Annotated in this window: 21 protein-coding genes; 3 read left to right on the top strand and 18 right to left on the bottom strand. The window is 66.7% G+C overall.

Features of this window, described 5'->3' with window-relative positions:
- Positions 1-5: 5 nt before the first annotated feature.
- The 6 genes from QMA10_RS14815 to xylA form a co-directional block, all read right to left on the bottom strand.
- Positions 6-500 (bottom strand): hypothetical protein, encoded by a 495-nt coding sequence (locus tag QMA10_RS14815; RefSeq protein ID WP_290169538.1) that lies wholly within the window; start codon positions 498-500, stop codon positions 6-8.
- Positions 500-1,585 (bottom strand): serine hydrolase domain-containing protein, encoded by a 1,086-nt coding sequence (locus tag QMA10_RS14810; protein WP_290169536.1) that lies wholly within the window; start codon positions 1,583-1,585, stop codon positions 500-502. Before QMA10_RS14810 ends, QMA10_RS14815 begins: the two co-directional genes overlap by 1 nt.
- A 1-nt stretch (position 1,586) precedes the next feature.
- A complete protein-coding gene (locus tag QMA10_RS14805; protein WP_290169534.1) occupies positions 1,587-2,117 on the bottom strand; it encodes a helix-turn-helix domain-containing protein in 531 nt (176 codons plus the stop codon).
- Positions 2,118-2,404: 287 nt separating this feature from the next.
- Positions 2,405-2,809, bottom strand: coding sequence for a DUF3021 family protein (locus QMA10_RS14800; protein WP_290169532.1), 405 nt, complete (start codon positions 2,807-2,809; stop codon positions 2,405-2,407).
- Positions 2,810-2,867: 58 nt separating this feature from the next.
- Positions 2,868-4,274 carry an FGGY family carbohydrate kinase gene (locus tag QMA10_RS14795; protein WP_290169531.1) on the bottom strand — a complete coding sequence of 469 codons (1,407 nt, stop codon included), beginning with the start codon at positions 4,272-4,274 and terminating at the stop codon, positions 2,868-2,870.
- A gap of 92 nt (positions 4,275-4,366) precedes the next feature.
- Positions 4,367-5,554, bottom strand: coding sequence for a xylose isomerase (gene xylA / locus QMA10_RS14790; RefSeq protein ID WP_290169530.1), 1,188 nt, complete (start codon positions 5,552-5,554; stop codon positions 4,367-4,369).
- A gap of 232 nt (positions 5,555-5,786) precedes the next feature.
- On the opposite strand from xylA, the gene QMA10_RS14785 reads away from it, so the two are divergent.
- Positions 5,787-6,983 carry an ROK family transcriptional regulator gene (locus tag QMA10_RS14785; RefSeq protein ID WP_290169528.1) on the top strand — a complete coding sequence of 399 codons (1,197 nt, stop codon included), beginning with the start codon at positions 5,787-5,789 and terminating at the stop codon, positions 6,981-6,983.
- Here the strand turns inward: QMA10_RS14785 and QMA10_RS14780 are convergent, their stop codons facing one another.
- Entirely contained in the window at positions 6,984-7,520 is a 537-nt protein-coding gene (locus QMA10_RS14780; protein WP_290169527.1) for a maleylpyruvate isomerase N-terminal domain-containing protein, read from the bottom strand.
- 69 nt (positions 7,521-7,589) lie between these two features.
- On the opposite strand from QMA10_RS14780, the gene QMA10_RS14775 reads away from it, so the two are divergent.
- Positions 7,590-8,522 carry an AraC family transcriptional regulator gene (locus tag QMA10_RS14775; RefSeq protein WP_290169524.1) on the top strand — a complete coding sequence of 311 codons (933 nt, stop codon included), beginning with the start codon at positions 7,590-7,592 and terminating at the stop codon, positions 8,520-8,522.
- On the opposite strand, the gene QMA10_RS14770 is transcribed toward QMA10_RS14775, so the two are convergent.
- From QMA10_RS14770 to QMA10_RS14725, 10 genes are all read right to left on the bottom strand, one after another.
- Positions 8,464-8,964: a hypothetical protein gene (locus tag QMA10_RS14770; protein ID WP_290169522.1), complete on the bottom strand. Its 501-nt coding sequence runs from the start codon at positions 8,962-8,964 to the stop codon at positions 8,464-8,466. The two genes, QMA10_RS14775 and QMA10_RS14770, sit on opposite strands and share 59 nt — an antisense overlap.
- Before the next feature lie 80 nt (positions 8,965-9,044).
- Entirely contained in the window at positions 9,045-10,169 is a 1,125-nt protein-coding gene (locus QMA10_RS14765) for an FAD-binding oxidoreductase (protein ID WP_356835253.1), read from the bottom strand.
- A gap of 57 nt (positions 10,170-10,226) precedes the next feature.
- The gene (locus QMA10_RS14760) at positions 10,227-11,852 is read right to left on the bottom strand and encodes a GMC family oxidoreductase (RefSeq protein ID WP_290169520.1); all 1,626 of its coding nucleotides are present in this window, start codon (positions 11,850-11,852) and stop codon (positions 10,227-10,229) included.
- The gene (locus QMA10_RS14755; protein WP_290169518.1) at positions 11,849-12,484 is read right to left on the bottom strand and encodes a hypothetical protein; all 636 of its coding nucleotides are present in this window, start codon (positions 12,482-12,484) and stop codon (positions 11,849-11,851) included. Before QMA10_RS14755 ends, QMA10_RS14760 begins: the two co-directional genes overlap by 4 nt.
- Positions 12,481-13,518, bottom strand: coding sequence for an NAD(P)-dependent alcohol dehydrogenase (locus QMA10_RS14750; protein WP_290169516.1), 1,038 nt, complete (start codon positions 13,516-13,518; stop codon positions 12,481-12,483). The genes QMA10_RS14755 and QMA10_RS14750 overlap by 4 nt, the downstream gene beginning before the upstream one ends.
- A 93-nt stretch (positions 13,519-13,611) precedes the next feature.
- A complete protein-coding gene (locus QMA10_RS14745; RefSeq protein WP_290169515.1) occupies positions 13,612-14,577 on the bottom strand; it encodes a D-2-hydroxyacid dehydrogenase in 966 nt (321 codons plus the stop codon).
- A gap of 136 nt (positions 14,578-14,713) precedes the next feature.
- The gene (locus QMA10_RS14740; RefSeq protein ID WP_290169513.1) at positions 14,714-16,864 is read right to left on the bottom strand and encodes a hypothetical protein; all 2,151 of its coding nucleotides are present in this window, start codon (positions 16,862-16,864) and stop codon (positions 14,714-14,716) included.
- Between the two features lie 367 nt (positions 16,865-17,231).
- Complete coding sequence (locus tag QMA10_RS14735) at positions 17,232-18,152, bottom strand: SGNH/GDSL hydrolase family protein (RefSeq protein WP_290169511.1); 921 nt, start codon at positions 18,150-18,152, stop codon at positions 17,232-17,234.
- An 83-nt stretch (positions 18,153-18,235) separates the two neighbouring features.
- The gene (locus QMA10_RS14730; protein ID WP_290169510.1) at positions 18,236-20,065 is read right to left on the bottom strand and encodes a zinc ribbon domain-containing protein; all 1,830 of its coding nucleotides are present in this window, start codon (positions 20,063-20,065) and stop codon (positions 18,236-18,238) included.
- A 326-nt stretch (positions 20,066-20,391) separates the two neighbouring features.
- The gene (locus tag QMA10_RS14725; RefSeq protein WP_290169508.1) at positions 20,392-20,619 is read right to left on the bottom strand and encodes a hypothetical protein; all 228 of its coding nucleotides are present in this window, start codon (positions 20,617-20,619) and stop codon (positions 20,392-20,394) included.
- Positions 20,620-20,827: 208 nt separating this feature from the next.
- On the opposite strand from QMA10_RS14725, the gene QMA10_RS14720 reads away from it, so the two are divergent.
- Positions 20,828-21,325, top strand: coding sequence for a hypothetical protein (locus QMA10_RS14720; protein ID WP_290169506.1), 498 nt, complete (start codon positions 20,828-20,830; stop codon positions 21,323-21,325).
- 469 nt (positions 21,326-21,794) lie between these two features.
- On the opposite strand, the gene QMA10_RS14715 is transcribed toward QMA10_RS14720, so the two are convergent.
- Positions 21,795-22,277, bottom strand: a 483-nt coding sequence (locus tag QMA10_RS14715; RefSeq protein WP_290169504.1) for an excalibur calcium-binding domain-containing protein, incomplete at its 5' end; no start/stop codon positions are given.

Below are 22,277 nucleotides of genomic sequence, written 5' to 3'. Positions count from 1 at the left end.
TGAAGCTACCCCACGGCAAAGGAGAAGACGACGACGGCGGCCAGCACGGCCGCTCGTACCGCCACTGCCCGCCGGCCGGGTTCCTTCCTCTTTGTCTTCTTCTTCACCTTTCGCGACGGCTTGGTCCGGACAGTGCTCTCATTGCCGGGTTCGGTACTAACGCGTTCGGAGGTATCTGGTCCAGCACTGTCGGGTCCAGGTTCCTCGAAGTCCAGCAGCCCCGCGTGTGACGGCAGCTCCGGCCAGCGGATGACCGTTCCGGCGACCGCCGCTGCCAGGGCCGCCATGGCCACCACCCACAGCAGTGTTGTTCCGGTGCTCCAGGGCACCACGAGGCGGAAAAAGGCGGCGGTTGCAGCGGCGTCCAGAAGGCTGGACAGGAGGGCCATCCGGCTGACGCCGGGACCGCGTTCACCGAAGTTCCACGCGGACCGGGCCACGGACAAGCAGGTCACGGCCAGAACTCCGGCCAGCAACCAGGCGAGAAGCGAGAAAGCCATCAGATGCCCTCCTTCAGCAGGGTCAGGGCGGCTTCTTCCTGGCCTGACGCGACATTCGAGAAGATAAGCACCGCACGTCCGGCGTCGCGATCCAGTGCCGCCATGGCAGCGAACCCTCCGGTCATGCCGTTGTGCCAGGTAACGGCCTGTCCAGGTGTCCCGGACGAGACTTGGGTGAACCAGGCCAGGCCCACCTGTTCGCCGTCGCCGGCGTCCCACTGCGGATCGAGAGCCTTTGAACCCGGTGCGGTGCCCGCCAGCATGGCCTGGGTGTACCGCGCCATATCGGCGGCGGTTGAGCGGATTCCGCCGGCCGGAGCCGTGCCGTTGCCTGTCCAGGCTCCCTGGCCCAGCCCGCCGGCGCTTCGGCCGGTCGGGGCGCCTGCACGCAGGTTGTCCGCTGTCACCGGCGCATACGTGTCCTTCATATCCAGGGGATCCAGGATGCGCTGCTGCAGCAGATCGGCGTAACTCATGCCTGCTGCCTTGGCGAGGAGCTGTCCCAGAAAGGCGTAGCCGAAATTGGAATAGCTCACGCGGCCCCGGCCGCCCACCGAGGCTGACTGGGCATGGCCAAGAACCGAAGCCGGTGAGGCCGGATACGGGTCACGGTGCAAAACCGGCCCCAAAAAACCGGACACCAGAGACGCGGGATCCGTAGACAGACGGGGAAGCCCGGAGCGGTGGCTCGCCAGCTCTGCCAGGGTGACTGTGCCGATTTCGGCGTCAGAGTCGGCCAGATCAGGTCCCAGGATGTCCGCGACGGTCGTCTCCAGGGTAAGTTCACCGCGCTGCACGGCATCCGCCAAGAGAGCAGCCGTGAAGGTCTTGGACACGGAGCCAATCTCGAATTCAGTGTGTTCATCAGCCCCGAAGCCGGCGAAGCGGACCTCGCCGTCCTCAATATAGACCACGCTGATCTGATCAGCTGGTTTCTGGAGCAGCGGCCGAACAGCTTCGGCCAATGCCGCATCCCCGGAGACGTCCGTTGACAGACGGGGCGCCCAGGGCGCAGCCATCAGTCCGCAGGCCAGGACCGCCGCGGCTGCCAGGACACCCAGAATTTTTCGACGTTGGTTCAGCAATTCAGTTACCTCCGGAGGCAGCGGTCAAAATAGCCAGCAAGGGAATGACCCGTGCCGGGGGAATCGCATAGCGGGAACGGGCATGCGGCGTCAGCCAGCCGGCGGCCGTCAATTGGTGAATGTGGTGGTACATCTGACCTGAGGTTCCCAGCTGCAGGTTCTCCACCAGTCCGGCAACGGTTTCCGTTCCGCCAAGCACCGCGCGCAGAATTGTCAGCCGCACGGGGTTGCCCAGAGCGGCCAGCGAGTCGGCGAATTGGGCCCAGTCGACGTCGAGCAGGTGCTCAGTTTCCAGACCGTACTGATACTCGTAGTGAGCACCCGCCTCGGTGCTGACGGTGCCGGCAAAGAGCACGCCTCCGGGTTCCGGATGGCGGTCCCGCACGCCGTTGAGTGCCCAGAACACATCGGCTGGATCCACGGACGGCAGTTGCCGGGACTCAACCTCCCGTTCAAGGGCGTCAAGGCGCGCCTCCACCGCTTCCACCCGGGACTCGAGTGCTTCCCGTCCCGCCTCATGTTCTCTAGCCATGCCAAAAAATTACGTACTTACGGACTAATTACAAGGATTCCGGAATTATTCGTGAAATTCAGAGTCACAGCATCCGCTGAGCGGCTTCATCCCGCGCACACCTCGCCCGAGTGTCCATCTGATGCCGCTTACCGTCGCCGAGTGTCGACCTGATGCTGTTCACTCCGTCGACTGTCCACATCGTGACGTTTTCGGTCGCGGATTGACGCACCGTCGGGACAATGGACGCGGCTAGGCGGCGTGACGTCGAGAACCGCCGCTCAGGCATAAAGGTCTTGGAAGATGCCTCAGCTCGGGAGGCGAACCCGCGAGGACCGCTCCTTGAAGCGGGGAACCAGCACACCGAACAGCACAAACGCGGCGAACCAGAGAATCAGCCCCACCAACAGGAAGGCCCCCACGATGGCGAAGCAGTCCGCGGCGGTCCGGGTGGGGAACCAGCCGCTGACGAAGAGCAGGGGCAGGACAGTTCCAACCATCACGGCAAAGTGAACCGCCGTTTGCCGGGCAAGCGTCCACCGCGAAACGTCATAAATGACGGACGCCGCCGCCACAGTCCCGAAAACCAGGGCAGCAAACAGCGTGCTTCGGCCGTCCTGTGCCTGTCCCTGCGCATAAAGCGCAACGGCGATGCCCGCCATGATGACGAGCGGAATGCCGCCCCTTAGTGCTGCCTGCCCCCAGAGTTTCATGGAACAAAACCTACCCTCCCCGGCAGAAGACGCGACGCGACTCCGCCGCGGACACAGTTCAGCGGGCCGTGGCGGCAGCCGCGCGGTAACGCTCCAAAATCTCCGGGGCGGCAGCGGCCTGCACCACTGACTCGCTCGCCGCCTTCCACTCCGGCCAAGCGCCGGCCAGCACGGCCGCAGCCTGCCGGGCGGCGCCGTCGGCCACGTACTCGCCCGGAGCCGGAACCGTCACCGGGAGACCAAAGACCGCGGAAACTGCCTCCTGCAGAGCCTCGGAACGGGCAGCGCCGCCCACCAGGATCACGCGCCGGGCCTGGATGCCCAGGTCCTGCAGCGCCTGCAGACCGTCCGCCAGGGAACATGCGATGCCCTCAACGGCGGCACGCGCCGCATTCTCCCGCGTGAAGTTTGCCAGAGTCATTCCGTGCAGCGACCCCGTGGCGTCAGGAAGGTTCGGAGTGCGTTCGCCTTCAAAGTAGGGCACCAGGCTCAGCCCGCCGGCACCGTCGGGTGCGGCCAGGGCCAGCCGGGTCAGTCCGGGAAGATCCACGGACAGCAGAGCCGCGGTGGCATCCAGCACGCGCGAGGCATTGAGGGTGCAGGCCAGCGGCAGGAAATGCCCGGTGGCGTCGGCAAATCCGGCCACCAGGCCGGTGGGGTCGGCGGAGGGATCGTCGGTCACGGCAAACACGGTGCCGGAGGTCCCCACGGACACAACAACGTCGCCTACCCCGGCCCCCACGCCGAGTGCGGCACCGGCATTGTCCCCGGTGCCCGGGCCAATAAGGGCGCCCGACGGCGTCCGCTGGTCCGCTTCCAGCGGTCCCAGCACCTGCGGCAGCAGCGGGACGTGGCCGAGTGTTTGTTCCAGCACGGCCGGAAGATACTCACCGGTGGCCGGTGACCAGTAGCCGGTCCCGGAGGCGTCCGAGCGGTCGGTGCGCAGTGCCTCAAGCCCGGCACGGCCGCTGCCGGGGCCGTAGCCTGCCAGCCTCCAGCTCAGCCAGTCGTGCGGCAGGCAGACTGCCGCCGTGCGGGCGGCATTCTCCGGTTCATTTTCCGCCAGCCAGCGCAGCTTGGCCGCAGTAATCGAGGCAACAGGCACGGTACCGGTTTCCCCGGCCCAGTAGGCTGCACCGTCGGGCCCGGCGTCGGAAACCATTTTGTCTGCCGCCGCCGCGGAACGGATGTCATTCCATAGCAGGGCCGGCCGGACCACCGCACCGTCTTCGTCGAGGCACACCATGCCGTGCTGCTGGCCGGAAACCGCCACGGCGTCGACGTCGTCGAGTCCGCCGGCGGCCCGAAGTGCTTCCTGCAGGGCCTGCCACCAGATTTCGGGATCAATTTCGGTGCCGTCGGCATGCCGCGCGGTTCCGGAGCGTACCAGGGCGCCGGTGCCGGAGTCCCGGATGACCACTTTGCAGGATTGGGTGGAGCTGTCCACTCCGGCAACCAGTGCCATGACGGTACCTTTCCTTGTTTTCGGTGCAACTTGTTTGGCGCTGCAACGCCGGGCCCGTGGGAACGGACCCGGCGGCAGCAGCGGGATTTCTTTTAGCGGGCACCCATGAGGTGTTCCAGCGCGAGCTGGTTCAGGCGGACAAATCCGAAGGAGCGCTCGGCGGCCTTATCGGCGTCGAAGTCTTCGAAGGAGGAGGTGTCCGCCAGGAGATCGGCGGTGCTTTCTCCGGCGTCGAGGGTGGGCTGGCCAAGCTCGAAGACACCGGAGGTGGTCAGTGCTTCGCGGACCTCGGGGTCTTCGCGGAAGGACAGGGCGCGTTCCTTGAGCAGCAGGTACATGGCCATGTTGGCCTTCGCGGATTCCCAAACGCCGTCGTAGCCCTCGGTGCGGGACGGCTTGTAGTCGAAGTGGCGGGGACCCTCGTAGTGCGGGCCGCCGTTGGGGAAGCCGTTTTCGAGCAGGTCCACGGTGAAGAAGGCGCTGGTCAGGTCGCCGTGGCCAAACACGAGGTCCTGGTCGAACTTAATGGACTTTTGCCCGTTGAGGTCGATGTGGAAGAGCTTGCCGGCCCACAGCGCCTGGGCAATGCCGTGGTTGAAGTTCAGCCCGGCCATCTGTTCGTGGCCGGTCTCCGGGTTCAGGCCAACGATGTCGCCGTGCTCCAGCTCGTTGATGAACGCCAGTGCGTGGCCCACCGTCGGAAGGAAGATATCGCCGCGGGGTTCATTGGGCTTGGGTTCCAGCGCCAGGCGCAGGTTGTAGCCCTTTTCCTTGACGTAGCCGGCGACGGTGTCCACGCCTTCCTTCATCCGGTCATAGGCGGCGGCGAAGTCCTTGGATCCGTCGTATTCGGAACCTTCACGCCCGCCCCACATGACAAAGGTTTCAGCACCCATTTCAGCGGCCAGGTCCATGTTGGCCATGACCTTGCGCAGCGCGAAACGGCGGATGGAGCGGTCATTGGAGGTGAAACCGCCGTCCTTGAACACCGGGTGGCTGAACAGGTTGGTGGTGACCATGGGGACCTTGAGCCCGGTTTCGGCCAGCGCCGCCTTGAAGTTCTTGAGGATCTGCTCGCGCTCAGACGCGGTGGCATTGAACGGAATCAGGTCATTGTCGTGGAAGGTGATGCCGTACGCCCCCAGATCGGCGAGCCGCTGGACGGCTTCCACCGGATCCAGCTCCGCACGGGTGGGAACACCGAACGGATCATTGCCGGTCCAGCCCACTGTCCAGAGGCCAAAGGTAAAACGGTCGGAAGGTGAGGGCGTCGTTGTCACAATTCACTCCAAAAGCCGATATTAGTTGGGAACAACAACTTATGGCCCTCCAGTCGGGCTGTCAATGCCTTCAGGGCGGTTTTGTCCAGCCACTTTGCCGCCATTCCATCCCATTTCAGCTTCCCCGCAACAAAACCGGACATGCGGGCGGGCCTCGGGTTACGCTGTGAAACGGTCCGGTTCGCTGCCCCGCAGCAACAGTTCAGACATCCCACAGGAGAAACGGCACAGAATGCACCCTGGCACCCCCTCCGGCACGGAGAGCATCCGCGCGCAGAACCTCTCCCGCGTTCTGACCCTGCTGCACCGCCGGGGACCGCTTTCCCGTGCCGATCTGACCCGGCTGTGCGGCTATAACCGTTCCACGGTGGGCGCGCTCGTGGCGGAACTCAGCGGGCTCGGACTCGCTTACGAGACCGACCCGCCTGCCCTCAAACGGGTGGGCCGCCCCAGCCCCCTGGTTCATGTGAACGACCGCGTTGCAGCGATCGCCGTGCATCCCGACGTCGATGCGGTCACCGTGGGAGTGGTGGGCCTGGGCGGAAAGGTCCACCGGCGGGTCCGGTACGACGCCGGCTCCCGGCCTTCCGTGGCGGAGACCGTCAACATCTCCAAGGCAGTGGTGGAGGGCATGCAGACGGAGCTGGCGGGCATGACCCGCGTGGTCGGCGTAGGTGCTGCCGTGCCGGGACTGGTCAACAGCACTGACGGTTCCGTTCTTCTCGCCCCGCACCTGCAGTGGTCCGGCGAACCGCTCGCGCAGGCCCTTGGCTCCGGACTGGGGCTGCCGGCACGCGCCGCCAACGACGCCAATCTGGGCTCCCTGGCAGAAAGCCTGTTTGGCGCGGCGGTGGGGGCATCCGACGTCGTCTATCTCAACGGCAGTGCCAGCGGCATCGGCGGCGGCGCGATGGTGGGCGGGGTTCCGCTCCGCGGCGCTGCGGGCTTCGCCGGGGAACTCGGCCACACTGTGGTGACGCCCGGCGGCACCCCCTGCCACTGCGGCCGCCGCGGATGCCTCGAAACGGAAGTCAGCCTGGGCCGGTTGCTGGCCGTCCTGGACCTGGAGCATGCCGACGAGGACCAGCTCGAGGACGCCATGACGCGGGACAGCTCCCCCGCGCTGATCGCCGAAACCCACCGGCAGCTGGACCTGCTCGCGGAGGCCCTGGCCAACTTCGTGAACATCTTCAATCCGGGCACCATCGTGCTGGGCGGCTTCCTGGGCGTCCTGCACTCCTTTGTCCCGGACCGGCTGGAAGCCGGGGTGGCCGCCGGCGCCATCGGCGGCCTGGGCAGCAGAGTGTCCATCCGCCGCGCCGCCCTGGGCACCGATCTGCTGCTGGTGGGCGCCGCCGAACTGGTGTTTGCCGGGCTGCTGGCCGATCCGGCATCGGTGGCCTTAGACGCCTGCACTGCGCGGAGCTGATCAGGCCTTCCGCCCGGTCCGGGCGAGAACCAGGCTGCACCGGCCGGCTCCTTCCGGCACCGGAACCGGTGCGCCGAAGAGCCCCGGCGCGTAGGCCAGCTCACCGAACATATCCATCGCGGCATCAACGGCGGCCAGATCCGCTTCGGTGAGCCCGGCGTCCAGCCCCTGGGACACAGCCAGATCCCAGCGGTGCACAATGAGATCGACGCCGTAGAAACCGGCAAGCCAGCCGCCGACGGTCGCGGGACCGAAATAGCCATCAAACTGCCTCCCGGCAACGGCCGGATCGGCCAGCAGCCCGGACACCAAACGTTCGTGGCTGCGCCAGATCTGTCCGGGACCGCCGTCGTCGGGCGGCTGGGCGGCAAGGCCGTGCTGGGCCAGGAATTCCCGCTGTGTGGAGACCACATGGTCCACGATGTCGCGGGCGGTCCAGGCCCCACACGGTGTGGCCGCGTTCCAGTCGGCTGTCCGGGCAGTGACCGAGCTGAAGACATCCGCCCGGCTTCGCCACGTTTGCAACGCTGTTTCCATGATTCCCTCCAAGGTGCGCTCCGATTGGGCTAGGTTTTCCTCAACGTACGCGGCGCCCCCAGGGGTGTCTTGAACAAATCCGACAGCAACCGGGGTGTAGCGATGTTCGACGACGGCGGCGGGACTGAAATCAGCAGAGGTCACCTGCGAGACGCGGGCGACCGCTCGTTCACCATTTACCGCTGCGAGCCGGCACAGCCGGCAGGGCAGTGGCTGCGCGTCTTCTGGATTCCGGTGTGGGACGTTCCCGGCGGCGAAACCCGTGAACAACGGATCCTCACGTATCCGCTGTGCCTGCTGAGCATCTCTGCGGACTACGCGCGTCTGATCGGCCCCCGGACCACGGCGGCCAGCGTCACTCTGGCGGGCAGCGGGTGGACCTTCGGGGTCATGCTCAGGCCCGCGGCCGGGCGCACGCTGCTCGGCGGTGACGTGTCAGCGCTGACAAACCGCCACCTGGATCTGGACGGCGTCCCGTTTTTGGCTGACCTGGTGCCCCGGGTCCGTGAGCTCATGCACGGGCGGCCCGCCTCCCCCGGGGTGCACGGAACGCTGGCGCGGCTGATGGAAGACCGATTTTCACTGCTTGGCCCCGCCGCTCATGAGGCCGTCCTGGCCGACCGGGTGGCGGCACGGGTGGAAGAAGACCCGGAAATTGCCAGTGTTGCTTCCCTCCGTGACGCCTTCGGCCTGAATGAACGGACCCTGCAGCGGCTGTGCGGCCGGTTCCTGGGCGTCACGCCGCAGTGGCTGATCCGCCAGCGGCGGCTGCAGGACGCCGGGCAGCAGCTGCGGTTCGGACGTGGCTCCCTCAGCGGAATTGCGGCCGGGCTCGGGTACGCGGACCAGGCCCACTTTTCCCGTGACTTCCGGCGCGCCACCGGGTGGACTCCCGGAGAGTTCGCCGCTCTGGCTGACCCGCTGGAAAACGGCGGACAGGTCATCAGTCCGTCCGCGCACCCCGGCGCTGGTGAAGACTGGCCTGCACGGCCAGCAGGATGACGGCTCCCAGCAGTCCGGCGGCGGTCAGTTGCGGGCCCAGCGCGTACATGTTCAGCCGCAGCTCCGCCCACGACCGGGAGGACTCAGGCATCGTGGACGCCTGGTACGTATCCCAGGGTGAAGCGATGAATCCAAAGAGCCATCCCAGCCCCACCGCCAGCATCAGGGCCACCAGCACCCAGGCTGCCCACAGGCTCACGTTTCGGCGGTGCGGCGCAGGCACCGGAACCTCCGACGGCGCTGATGCCGGAACACGGCCGTCTGCCGAGCCGGCCGGGTCCGGAGTTCCGGGAGCCGGGTCAGGCAGCCCGGACGGTTGCGCAGCGGAACTCTGCCGTCCGCGCCCGTCGTCGATCACTTCCACCGAGTCCCCGGCACGGCCCGGCTCGGGACGTGCGTAGTGGCGGTATTCCTCTTCCGGCGTGCGCTGATGATTCCCCATGCGAGGAGCCTAACCCACCGCGCACGCTGAACCGGGACCCGGCGCAGGCCCCGAGGTCCAGGCACGGACCTGCAAGCCGTTCACAACCCGATGAGACTCCCGGGGTTTCCGGCCTGCACCGGAATGTCGCCCGCCATCCGCTCCGGACGGAACGGAGCCAGCATCGGATGACGCCGCCCGCTGAGGATTTCCCGGGCCAGCAGCTCACCGGCGATCAGCCCCAGCGTCGCCCCGGAATGGGTAAACGCCACATAGCATCCGGGCAGCCCGGTCAGCTCGCCCATCACCGGCCGCCCGTCGCCGGGCACCGGTTTCAGTCCGATCCGCCAGCTTTGTGCCACCAGCCGCGGATGACCGGTGAGAAGGGCTGACGCTTCGTCCACCAGATCCAGGACCACCTGCGGATCCACAGCCCAGCCGCCGTCATCATTGGGCGTGATCTGGTCCACATACCAGCTGGAATCCATGGCAAGCCGGGAGCCGGGATGGGGCCGCACCGACACCCGCGGAGTGTTCAGCACCGCTTTGAGGTTATGCGCTTTGGGTTCGGTGACCACCAGCATGGCCAGATCTGATTCGTCCTGCAGCTGCGCGCCCAGTCCCTCCAGGACGCCGGGCGTGCCGGCACCGGCGGCCACCAGCACCATGTCCGCCGGATAGAGTTCGCCTGCCTCGCTGCGGAGTCCGACGGCGGTGCCTGACTCCACTGCCACGGAGGCCGGCCCCGCAGCGGTGACCAGGGTTCCGCCCCGCTGGGCAAATTCGCCCAGCAGGTGCCGGATCAGATGCGGCAGGCTGACCCATCCTTCGCCCGGGTTGAACAGCACCTCGGACGGCAGCGCTTCCGGATCCAGGCCCGGAACCACACCGGCAAGGCTGCTCCCCGGCACCAGCCGCGCGTCGTACCCCCGGTCCCGCTGTGCCTCGCACCGGTCCGCGGGCGCATCGCCGTCCCAGTACACGCCGCCGTCGAACCTGAGCCAGTCAAGGTCGGGGTTCTGTGCCAGCAGGGTCCGGTAGCGGTCCATGCCGGCCAGCCGCAGCCGGTGATACTCCGGCGGATAAACGCCGCCGGAGTTCAGCCATGAGAGCGAGCGCCCCGATGCTCCGCTGGCCGGATGCGCCTCAGTCACCATGGTGACGGAGGCGCCGCCGCGCAACAGCTGCACCGCTGTGCTCACCCCCAGTATCCCGGCGCCGAGCACGGCAATCTGAGGTCCGTTTCCGGGGCGGCCGGCTGCGGGTGAACTGATCCCGGCACCTCAGATCTCGCCCAGCGCCATCTGCGCCGCCAGGTATTCGGCCTGCCGGATGGCCAGCGCCACGATGGTCAGCGTGGGGTTGGCAGCGGCACCGGTGGTGAACTGCGAGCCGTCGGAAATGAACAGGTTCGGCACGTCATGCGTCTGCCCGAATCCGTTGCACACTCCGTCCTCCGGGCGCAGGCTCATCCGCGCCGTGCCCAGATTGTGGGTGGATGGATACGGCGGCGTCCGCACCGCCGATGTTGCCCCCACCGCCTCGTACAGCGCTGTGCCCTGCCCAAACCCGTGGTCGCGCATGGCCGCGTCGTTCGGATGGTCATCGAAGTGCACGTTCGGCACGGGGAGTCCCAGCGGATCGGTGACCGTGGTGTTCAGAGTGATCCGGTTGGATTCCTGCGGCATGTCCTCCCCCACAATCCACAGCCCGGCGGTACGCCGGTAGCCGTCCAGAATAGCTGCGAAACCCGGGCCCCACGCCCCGGGGTCCACGAAGGAGGCCAGGAACGCCGGCCCCAGCGAGATGGTTTCCATGTAGTAGCCGCCGGCAAATCCCCGGTCAGGATCATGCCGGGACTCGTCCGCGATCAGGCCGGCCATGGTTTCCCCGCGGTACATGTGCACCGGCGCTTCGAACTGGGCGTACACCGAACCGGTGGTGTGGCGCATGTAGTTGCGCCCCACCTGGCCGGAGGAATTGGCCAGCCCGTCAGGGAACAGCGGCGATCCCGAGAGCAGCAGCAGCCGCGGCGTCTCGATCGCGTTGCCCGCCACCGCCACCACCCGTGCCTTTTGATGGTGCAGCTGCCCGTCGCCGTCGGCGTACACCACTCCGTCCACCCGGCCCTCGGGGGTGGACGTGATCTGCACTGCCTGGCTGTCCGGGCGCAGGTCCAGCCGGCCGGTCTTCAGGGACTTGGGGATCTCCGAGACCAGGGTGGACCATTTGGCACCGGATTTGTCGCCCTGGAAGTTGAAGCCGTCCTGCACCGAGGCGGGCCGCCCGTCATAGGGTTCGGCGTTGGTGGCGTAGGGGCCGGTGGCGAAGTTCCGGTACCCAAGTTTCTCGGCGCCGTTGGCGAACACCTTGTAATTGTTGTTCGCCGGCAGCGGGGGCCTGCCGTGGACGTGGGTGGAGCCCATCTTCCGTTCGGCAACGTCATAGTAAGGCGCGAGGTCTTCCAGGGTGAGCGGCCAGTCCAGCAGGTTGGCGCCCTCAATCCGTCCGTACGTGGTGCGGGCGGTGAACTCGTGGGCCTTGAACCGCGGTGTAGCGCCGGACCAGTGCGTGGTGGTGCCGCCCACGGCCTTGACGATCCAGGCGGGCAGGTTCGGGAAGTCGCGGGCAATGCGCCAGGTCCCCGAGGTGGTGCGGGGGTCCAGCCAGGCCATCTGGTTGAATGCTTCCCACTCGTTGTTGACGTAGTCCGAGTTGGTGAGGAACGGCCCGGCTTCGAGCAGCACCACCTTCACGCCCTTTTGCACCAGCTCATGGGCCAGTGTGCCGCCGCCGGCACCGGATCCAATCACGACGACGACGGATTCGTCGTCGAGCTCAAAGCGCGCCGACTCCGCCAGCGGATCCGGGGTTCCCGTGGGTACGAAACTGCTGATGCTCCCGCTCATTTGCTTCCTCCTCCGCGCTGCCGGGATGCCTGGGCTCCGGTGCCCGATTCCGGGGCCGGCCCCGCGGCCCGGGCTGCGGCCGGTCCTGCCGCGGCGTCTGTTTGGGGCTGGCGGGGCCGGCCCGCCTGGCCCGGCTGCAGCACCGGATACGGCAGCGGCCCGGTCTCCGGAACGGATCCTTCGAACGCTTCAATCCGCGGCATGGGCAGCCAGTCCAGGTCATCGAAGCCGCGGTGCAGGTATCCGCCCTGGTCAAAGGACGGCCCCTCGTAGCCGAGCACTTCCCAGACCTGCGGATCGTCATAGAGGTTCAGTACCGTGGTGCGGCGGATGAAGCCGAAGAATTCGAGGTCGGCAACCCGGCGCAGCACGGCGAGGGCGCGCTCGTCCGACAATTCCAGGAAGGGTTCCTCCGACTGGGCGCCGAGGGCAATGAGTCCCTGGGTCAGGACCACCCGGAACCAGGTGGATGCGTCCGCTTCGGTGACAATCCGGCTGGTCATCCGCTCATAGGCCTCATCGGGGAAGTCCGGATGCGGAAAGGCTGTTTTGATGATGCGTTTGAGGATCGCCCGGGCTTCGGGGGTGAGCGTGGTTTCGTTGAGCGTGGGGTATTTGGCGGGGTACGTCATGAGCTTCTTCCTCCTGCTGGCGGGATGAGGATGCCGCGGCCGGTCAGTTTGCCGGCGTCGAGGTCATGCATGGCCTGGACGGCGTCCTCGAGGTCGTAGGCGGTGGTGTGCAGGGTGATGTCGCCCTGGGCTGTGAGCGTCATCAGTTCCACGAGGTCCTGATAGGTGCCCACCAGGTTCCCCACTACGGAGATTTCCCGCGAGATCAGCTCAATGGTGGGAATCCGGACTTCGCCGCCGTACCCGATGGAGTAGTAGCTGCCCCGGTTGCGGAGCATGTCCGGGCCCTGGGACTCTGTGCCGTGCTCCCCCACGAAGTCGAACACCACGTGGGCTCCGCCGTCGGTGGCTTCCAGTACGGCGGCGGTGTCCGGGCTGCGCAGCACCGTGTCCGCGCCCAGCGCCGAGGCAAGTTCCAGGGCTGCCTCGGAGGTGTCAATCACGGTGATGCGTGCGGAGGTGAGGGCGGTCAGTGACTGCACCCCAATGTGTCCCAGGCCGCCGGCGCCGATCACCACGGCCTGGGTGCCGGGATACAGCAGCGGTGCTGCCTTGCGGACCGCGTGGTAGGCGGTCAGGCCGGCGTCGGCCAGTGCCGCAATGTCCGCCGGCTGCAGCGCGGGATCCAGCTTCACCACGGCGCGGGCATTGGTTTTGAGCTGCTCGGCCATGCCGCCGTCGGTGTTCAGACCCGGGAACAAGGCGTTCCCGCAGTGCGAGTCCTGGCCCTCCCGGCACGCGGAGCACAGTCCGCAGGTCACCAGCGGATGCATGATGACGGTATCCCCGGGCACCACGTTGGAGACGGCGGAACCCACTTCCCGCACCCAGCCGGCGTTCTCATGGCCCAGGATGTAGGGCAGCTGCGGATGCTGGATTGCGTCCCACTGCCCCTCGATGACGTGCAGGTCAGTGCGGCACAGCCCTGCCGCTCCAACGTCCACAATCACGTCCCACGGGCCGGTGACCTTCGGCTCCGGCACCTCGTCGATGTGTGGATCCTCGCCGTAGCGGTGTACCCGGACAGCTCTCACGCAGCACTTCCTTCTCCATTGAATTCCGTCGGCACTCGAACCCCCAGTCTTATCCGGGGCCTGTGCGCGGGTCAACGGTGCCGGCGCACCCGGTCAGGACACGACGAACCCCAGTTCCTTATCCACCACATTCATCAGCGGCCGGCCGGCCTTCCAGGCGGCAAGGTTGGACGCAAACTGCTCGGCCAGCGCCGGCAGCTGCTTTCGTGCGTCTCCGGAAAGGTGCGGCGTGACCAGCACGTTCTCCAGCTCCCACAGTCCGCTGGTCCCGGGCAGTGGTTCAGTCTCAAAGACATCCAGCGCAGCTCCGGCCAGGGTCCCGCTGCGCAGCGCACTTTCCAGCGCTGCCTCGTCCGCGAGGGCGCCCCGGCCCACGTTCACCACAACCGCCGTCGGCTTCATCGCCGCCAGCACCGCACGGCTCAGCATTCCCCGGGTTGCCGGTGTCAGCGGCGCGGCCAGGACCACATAGTCAAAAGTCCCGGCGACGGCGGCGAAGTCGGCGCTGGCATGGATGGTTCCGAAGTCCTCATCACCGCTGCGGGCGGTGCGTCCAAGCCCCTGTACCTGCATCCCGACGGCGGTGAGCAGGCGCGCGGTGCTGCGCCCAATGCTTCCTGTGCCGGCCACCAGCACCGAGGCGCCGGCCAGGTCGGTGGTGGCGTATCTGCTCCATTGCCGGCGCTGCTGCTGTGCCGCGGCCCGGCCGAAGTCCTTCGCGAAGTACAGGATCGCACCGAGGATGTGTTCGGCCATGGGCCGGTCAAAGAGTCCCCTCGCGTTGGTGAGCAGAACGTCGGAGGCCACGAGCCCGGGGAACAGCAGTTTCTCCACACCGGCGGCGGGAACATGGATCCATTGCAGCGATCCGGCGGCCGGCCATGCTTCCCGCACGCCGTCGGCAAAGAAGTCCCAGAGATAGAGGATGTCTGCTCCGGCAAGGGCACCGGGCAGTCCCGCGGCGTCCGTGACCCGGACCTCGGCTTCCCGCTCAAGCGCGGAAAGTCCTTCCACGGGTTCGGTTCCGGCCAGGACTGCGATGACGGGGTGAGGATGCATGGATCCACCCTACGGCCAAGGCAGCCCCGGCCAACGGCACCGCCGTCCCGCCCGCATGCAGAAACCGGCCGGTGCCCAAGGCACCGGCCGGTTCGCGGCGGCAAAGCGTTACTCAGCCAGCGGCTGACACGGCCGCCTACTTCTCTACGAACTCCAGCGTGTAATCGACCTCTTCGCCGCTGCCGTCGCCCTTTACCAGTTCCACGGTGAGTTCCTGATCCGTTCCGGGAGCTACCGGAATCTTCAGTTCCTCGGGGTCATTGCTGACGGGTACTTTGTGGGTTTTTCCGTCCAGCGTCAGCACCAGGGTTCCGGGCTTCTCCCAGGCTCCCGCGTAGCCCTCCACGATCACCAGCAGTTCCGTGTCGGTGCCCTCGGGCACGTTCAGCATGTGTGCCTCGGTGGGGCCGGGGAATTCATCGAGTGTGAGGTAGTTGTACTGCATTACCCCGGACCCGTCGATCTTGGCCCGGCTCGACATGAAGCTGTCGAAATCAACCGCTGCCGGCGATTCCTTTTCCTGGAGCTTCACAGTCCCGGAATGCTGCACGCCGTTGCCTTTTTCGGCGAACTCGTCGGCCCACTCCTTGCCGGCGAAGATGACTACCTTGTACTCCCCGGCGGGGGTTTCGTCGGCAAAGAGCTCATCCGATGATGTGATTTCTTCCTTGCCGTCCTTGGAATACACGGTGTAGCTGCTGTAGCTGCTGCCGTCGTCGTCACCCTGCAGGGTGGTGTCCTCTTCCAGCTTCAGGGTCATGACGGCGTAACCGGCCGAGTTGAAGTCGAGCTCCGTTTCCTCGTCCAGGGTCATGGTTCCCGCTGCATCCTCGCTCCGGGCCAGGTCCAGCATGGCCAGGGCCTGTTCGCGGGTGATGGTGTCCATCCACTGCAGGGCAAGGTCCGTGGTGGTGTCCATGATGCTGACTTTCCATTTGCCGTCTTCCTTGACGCTGGAAAGACCCAGCTGCGGGAACGCACTCATAGTGGCTTCGCTGTCGAAGCTTCCGTTGGTCATCACGTAGCCCGAGTCTCCGCGGCAGTACTTCTCGGACCCGGATTCCATGCAGTCCGCCGTCAGGGACACGGCATCGCCTTCGGCCTCCATGGTCAGCTCTTCGATCAGCGCGTGGCCGCGGTCGCCGTCCCGGTCAGCGTCCTTGAAGGTATTGGCCGTGATCTGAACGTCGGTGCCCAGGCCGCCTTCCATGGCTTCGTCCAGGGCGCCGCCGTAGTAGTGCACCGCGTTGCCTTCATAGCTCATAAGGTACTTGCCCAGATCAGTGAACTTTCCGCTCTCCAGGATTCCCGGTACCGCACCCACCAGTGCCTGGGCGGCTTCAGCCGGGGAGCCGGAGCCCTCCGTGGGCTCCGGCAGCGAACCGCGCTCGTTGCCGGTGAGCTGGAGAACCAGTTCCAGGGTGCTGTACACGGGGCTGACGTACCAGCGGCCGCCGTCCTCCACCGCAGCCACCCGCAGGCCCTCGCCCTCAATATCCAGCTCCGCCAGATCAGCGGTCTCGTCCACGGGCTCCATCTCGCCGGATGCCTCCAGGCCGGAGCGGACGGCTCCGGTGGTCTGTTCCGGATCGATCTGCAGCCGTACGGTGCCCGAGGAGAAGTTCAGGACCGCCAGCTGGTCATCCACCTCGGTGACGGTGGGTTCCACGTTTTCGAAGGTGACGGTGATGCCGTCCAGGTTGATCTCGTCGTCGAAATCGTCCTCAACGGAGTCTTCGCCCACTTTGCCGGCGGCCTCGAAGATGCCAAACTCTTCGACCTTGTCCATAAACTCTTCCTGGAACTTGTCCAGGGCGTCACGCTCCGCCGGCGCCACCATGGTGACCAGACCAATGGCGTCCTTGGTTTCGATGGATTCGATCAGCTTCTCGGCCACCTGCTCAGGGGACCCGGCTCCGCCGCGGATCATGTTCTGGATGAAGAGGAAGGCGCCAACGCCCAGCGCCACCAGCACGACGGCGACGGCACCCAGGATGATGGCCTTGCGGTTGGTCTTCCTGCCGGAGTCCCCGGTGCCGCCGCCTGCCGGTCCTTCCGGACCGGAACCGCCGCCGTCTCCCCCGCCGCTGCCGGGCGGAGTGCTGTGGCCGTCCCCGCCGGCCTGCCCGTATGCTCCGGTTTCAATGATTTGGGTGGCACCGGTGGCGGCCGCTGCACCCTGGGGCGCCTGGGCGCGGGATGAATCCTGCCGGTGCGCTGCTGCCGGCGCGGATGCTGCCGGCTGAGGTACCGCGGATCCCGGTGCCTCCGGCGGGTCCGTCGTCATCGCAACGGCTTCGGTGGCTTCCGTGGCTTCCTGCGGTGAACCGCCGGTTTCAACGGGCCGCCGGCAATTGGCACAGAATTGCCATTCCGGCTGCAGTTTAGTGCCGCAGGACATGCAGAAGTTCATTATTCTATTTCCCCCATGATCAGTTCCAGGGCATGCAGAGTGACAACCCCCCGGAAATTACAGTGCAATATTTCGAGCCTAACAGAGGCTAATAGGCGCCCCGAAAAGCATGACTGCCGCCTGTGGATATCCGCAGGTATTCTCAGCCGGCACAGAAAAGTATCCGCCTGCATATAGTTATTCCGCCCAGGAATTGTGCGTGCGGCCGTTCGCCGGCAACTCTCTCTGCCTGCAGCTTGGCCTACAGCGGATGGTTCTCCAGCCACTGCAGGAGATCACCGGTCAGAACCCGGTAACCTTCCCCGGTGGGATGCAGAACTTCCTGGGCGGCGGACTCGGATGCTGCCGCGGTCAGGAGCGGGCCCAGGCGGGCGGTGACCACCAGCGGGTTGGTGCTGCATGCTCCGCGGCCGGCAAAGGAGTCCTCCAGTGCGTCCACGTAGCGCACGCCGGGCAGCCCGGCAGCCGTCACGGACTGTTCAATGGTGCTGTTCAGGGCATCGGTGATGTCCACGCCGAAGGAGCGTTCCTCCGGAGAGAGCCGCCCGCAGGTCTCCTCCGATCCCTCGAATAACCGCGGATACGGCAGGACCAGAACCGGGGCCCGCAGCGTTGTGCCGAGCTCCGTGTACAGCTCGGTGAGCGGAGTCCGCAGATCCCTGAGCTGCTGCTTGACCGCCTGCCGAAGCCCGGCATCGCGGTTGCAGGGTTCATCCTCGACCAGGCAGGCCTGCAGCAGACCGGCAAAGCCGGCATCATTTCCGCCGATGTGCAGCAGTACCAGATCCGGGTCCAGCCCGCCCAGCCGGTCCAGCTGCGCCGCGATGCCCTCCGCGCCGTGTCCGGGCATCTGCTGGGCCGAACCCAGGTGCTGGATCCGGGCACGGGAGCAGGCGAGGTTGTGGACCACCGCCCGGTCCCGGGTTTCGGACAGGAGACCGGCAGCACTGCGGTGACACAGGCTCCGGTCCACACCGTCCACGGGCAGATACGAACCGGCGCCTTCGCCCGCGGCAAAGGAGTCTCCGAGCAGCACAACCTCCGGCGGACTCCCGGTGCCCCCCAGCAGCGCTGCCAGGCGGGCGCCGGCAGACGGGCCGGGCGCGGCAGCCGGAGCGGATGAGCGGGCGGCGGACGGGTCAGCCGGCGCGTCGGACGGCATACTCCCCTCGGAGGCAGGACCCGGGGTGCACCCCGCCAGCAGGATTCACGCCAGCGTCAGCACACCGGCCGCCAGCCGTTTCATCAGCTGCGCTGACGCAGAGCCTGATCCACCGCCGGGTCGCCCAACGCTCCGAGCCACGCCAACAGGGCGGGATAGGTGGACGGGTTGGCGGCCACCGCGGGCCTGGCCGTCGGATGGCTTGCCGCAATTTCCTGCAACCGGGCCAGCGGTGTTGCCGGGTTCGCAGCCTCCTCCAGAACTTCGGAGATGTCGACGGCGGGAGCCTGGTCCGTCTGGGCTGGGCCGGCGTCGGCGGCCGGCTGGGCCTCGGGAACGCGGGCCGGCGGCGCCGAGCCGTCATCCCGTGCGTCGTTTGCAGCCGGCACACCGGCGAAACTGAAGCCGGTCGCGCCGTTGCCCTGCGCTGCCGGCAGCTCATGGAACTGTTCCCGGGAAGCTGCGGGCTGCCACAGGGAAGCCAGAAGTGCCGCCGGAACCACAAACGTGAGCAGCATGATGACCGGGCCAAGATAAGCGTCTTCGTCCTGAACCACCCACACGATCATCAGCACCAGGCCCAGCACCGCGAGGAGGCCGGCGTATCCGCTGGGCAGAATGTAGGCGGAACGGGGGTCCTTGCCCATGAAACGCAGGGTGAGAACAGCCCCCGCGGTCAGCAGCAGGCCAAAGAACAGGGCGATGCCCTGGGGAACGAGTCCGTCCGAGGCGCCGTCCGCCGCAACAGTGACCAGGGTGATGGCCGATCCCAGCACGAGCAGGGCGCTGAGTCCGGCAGCCAGGACAAGCAGGGGCTGCAGGGTGCTGCGGGTGTCAGTGGCAGGAACTGCCGACGCTTCGGTGAGGCGTGCCACCGACGGAGCTGAAACTGCTGCCCCGAAGGCCATCCAGAACAGGAGGGAGAAGCCGGGGACAAAGGCGGTGACGGACAGCTGCAGGAGGGTCAGGTCTTCGATCAGGGCCAGCAGCGAGAGGAACCCTGATCCCAGTGCCAGAGCAACGCCTGCCCGCCGCCAGGGGTCCGAGCGCCGGTTGACCCGAAGGGCGATGAAAACCAGGATGGCCGGGCTGGCCAGCGCCATGAGCGTGGCCATGGTTCCCCAGCCGGTGGAGCCCTGCCCGCCGTATGCCGCCCAGTAGCGGACAACCTGTGCCAGGGCCGTCACCGCGGCGAGCCCGGCCACGCCAAGGGTGATGTGAATCCAGCGGCGGTTCCGGGGCTCGTCCACGGCACCGGGCGCAATTTCTGCCCGCCTCGGCTGCGCCGCCAGCAGCGCTCCGGCGAGCCCGAAGGCCACTGCCGGGCCGAGCGCTGCAACCGCTCCCGGGTCGAAACGGTCAGCGGAGATCAGGCTGAGTGCGGTGTAGACCAGCACCATCAGCACATATGGAGCGTTGGCCAGCAGCTTGAGGTCCTGGATCCTGCGGTAACCCGTGGCGGGACCAAAGATGCCCGCCCGCCAGGCGTAGCTCAGGCCCAGGGACAGCAGACTGACCAGAGTAATGAGGACAACGTCCACCCGGGCGGCAGCTTTGGACGTTCCGTCGCTGCCGTAGCTCCAGGCCATAAACAGGGACATCAGCAGGGCCAGGGCGGCCACGCCGTCGCGGATATAGTCACTGAGCGGGATGCCCGCGAACGCGCCCGGGGATTTCACCGGTACGGCAGCAGCGGAGGCGGGCTGCCGCGGGGCGGGCTCCTGCGGGTCAGGTTCTTCGTGGGCGGACTCCTGCGGGATTGGATCCTGCGCCGGCGCCGATCCCGGTCCGGCAGACCGACCGGCCGCAGCGTATTCAGGCTGTCGCCGGGGTTCCGCCGCCGCGGTCCCGCAGCTCACGCAGAACCGGGCTTCCGGAACCAGCTGCTGCCCGCATGCAAAGCAGAATTTCATGACACTTCCCTCATGTGATCGTTGGCCGTTCGGGGGAATTTCCGGGCTGGGCCTGTCGGCCGGGGACACGCCGGAACGGATCACTTGGCGGCCGAGCGGCGGCGCAGTGGTCATCAAGGTGTGGCGTGGCACTGAAGGACACGCAGAGCGTCACGATACCTTCCCCCCGGAAAGGGGGAATGACTGGTGCGCATTCCCCCAACAGCACATAACTATTCCGGGTGGAGCCTAGCAGGATTCTTTGATGCAGAAGCAAAGCATTTCCCGCCCAAACCTGCTTTTGTCATTCCCGGACCACAGAATTCAGCGGTGAGACACTCGCGTCGTTAGGCTCCAAGCCTCAACGTCCGGAACACGGTCAGTTGAAAGCCGCCGCCAATACGCAGGGAGAATATTGGCCAGTCCGCCATCGGCCCGGTTCGTTGATCCGCCGTCTCCACGGCCTGCCGTTCCCGTGCCATGCGTCGGTGCTCATTCCGCTGCCGCAGGCGGCCCGCTTTCGCCAGGCGTTCCCGATGCAGCGTCCTCGCCAGTTCTATTTCCATCAGGCCCATCGCGCTCACCTCCTTGGCCCGTGATAATCCACGCTAGGTCTACTGGAAGACGGGCGCGCAGGGTATTGCGGACAGGTTCGGTCCCCGGCATCCATACCGGTTCAACGCGGGAAACTTCTTCTTCAGCAAGCCCGGAACCTGCCTCGGTGCTGGTTCGGATTCGGAGCCGGCAGGTACCGTCGAAGGACGCTTCGTCCGGAGGATCCGCATGGAATGGCTGGCATTCACCGCACCCGTCCTGGGCCTTGTCATCGGTATGGCGGCGGGCTGGAGCACCCGCGCCGGCATCGACCGCCGCGATGAGTCCGCGGCCCTGAATGCGCTGATCATGGACCTGCATCTGAAGCGGTCGCTGGCACCCATCGAACCCCGCGTCCTCGCGGGAACCGACGGCGAGGCCGCGCTGCGGCCCACGGTGCTGGACGCCCGCGACCGGATCCTGGAAACCCTCACCCATCTGCGCGGCGGCTCCCCGGACACGGCCGTCCTGATGCGGATGGCGGCGGCGTGCGGCCTGTATCTGCGTCAGGCCAGCCGGGCGCCGGAGCGCTGCCAGTTCGCGCTGATGGAGCTGCGCGAAACCCTGGAGGAGGGCGTGCGCCTGCTCAGCGACGGACGACGCCGGGTACGCAGCCTGCCGCCCGGCGAGCGGTCGACGGCGAAACCCGGCCGGCCGCCGTCGCGCACCGGCCGCCGGGGTTCGTGAGCGGCCCGGGTGGTGCTTAGCGTGTATCGGGATCCTTCCGCCGAGGCGGCGGGGGCATCGGCCTGCCGCTCAGCTGAACGAGCCTTGCCTGTGCCCCGTAAACGACGTCGGATCCAAAGTCACCGACGCGTGAGGCTATGCGCTGCGCCGGTTTTGGGGCAACAAGCCGCAGGATCGCCCATGCCACCACTGCGTAGAAAGCGATACTCAGGAGCAAGGGTGTCAGAACCACCGGCCAGCTGGGGCGGCCTGTGAACAGGCGAAACAATAACAGGGTCAAGGTCACCCCCAGTCCCACGCCAAGCAAAGTTGGTTCGGCTGTTTCAGAAGTGGCGGCGGCGGCTTCAAGCATAGGGGCATTCCTCCTGTCCCGATTCAGTGTCGGTAGCGGGGCGGGCCCGGCTGATCAAGCTGCTGGCCTGATCAACCGGGTCCGCCGGGCCGGCGCAGGTATGGCCGGCGACTCGTCTTATTCGCACCCCACGCCGTCGCCGTCGCGGTCCAGACCGGAGTGCCAACCGTAGTCTCCCGGATGAATGGGCGCCGCGCCCGCTTCCTTCACAGCGGTGCAGTTGGGGTAGGTGAAGTCGTCCGCCGGCTGCTGTTGACGGGTCACCTCGGCTGCCTGGCGCTCCGCTTCCTCACGTGCCGCAGCTTCCTCAGCCTGGCGCTGAGCTTCGGCCAGTTGCCGTTCCTCAAGCAGCTTTTCCGAGGAGTCTTTGTCCATCCACACCAGATCTCCATTGTCATCCGGAGTGCAGACGTACTCGGTGTCTCCCTGCGACCGCTTCTCCGCTTCCACCGTGCATTCTTGGCCGGCCAAGGGTTCCTCCGTCGGAGACGGCAGAGTCTTGGCGAAATCGCGCGTGGTGGTACTGGCGCTTTGTTGTTCCTGATCCTGGGCAGAACAACCGGAAACCGCTATGCCCAGAATGATGAGTCCCCCTCCCAG

This window comes from Arthrobacter sp. APC 3897 (genome assembly GCF_030407495.1).
Lineage (GTDB): Bacteria > Actinomycetota > Actinomycetes > Actinomycetales > Micrococcaceae > Arthrobacter_B.
The sequence above is the reverse complement of the archived record's forward strand: the minus strand, read 5'-3'. Positions and strand labels throughout refer to the sequence as shown.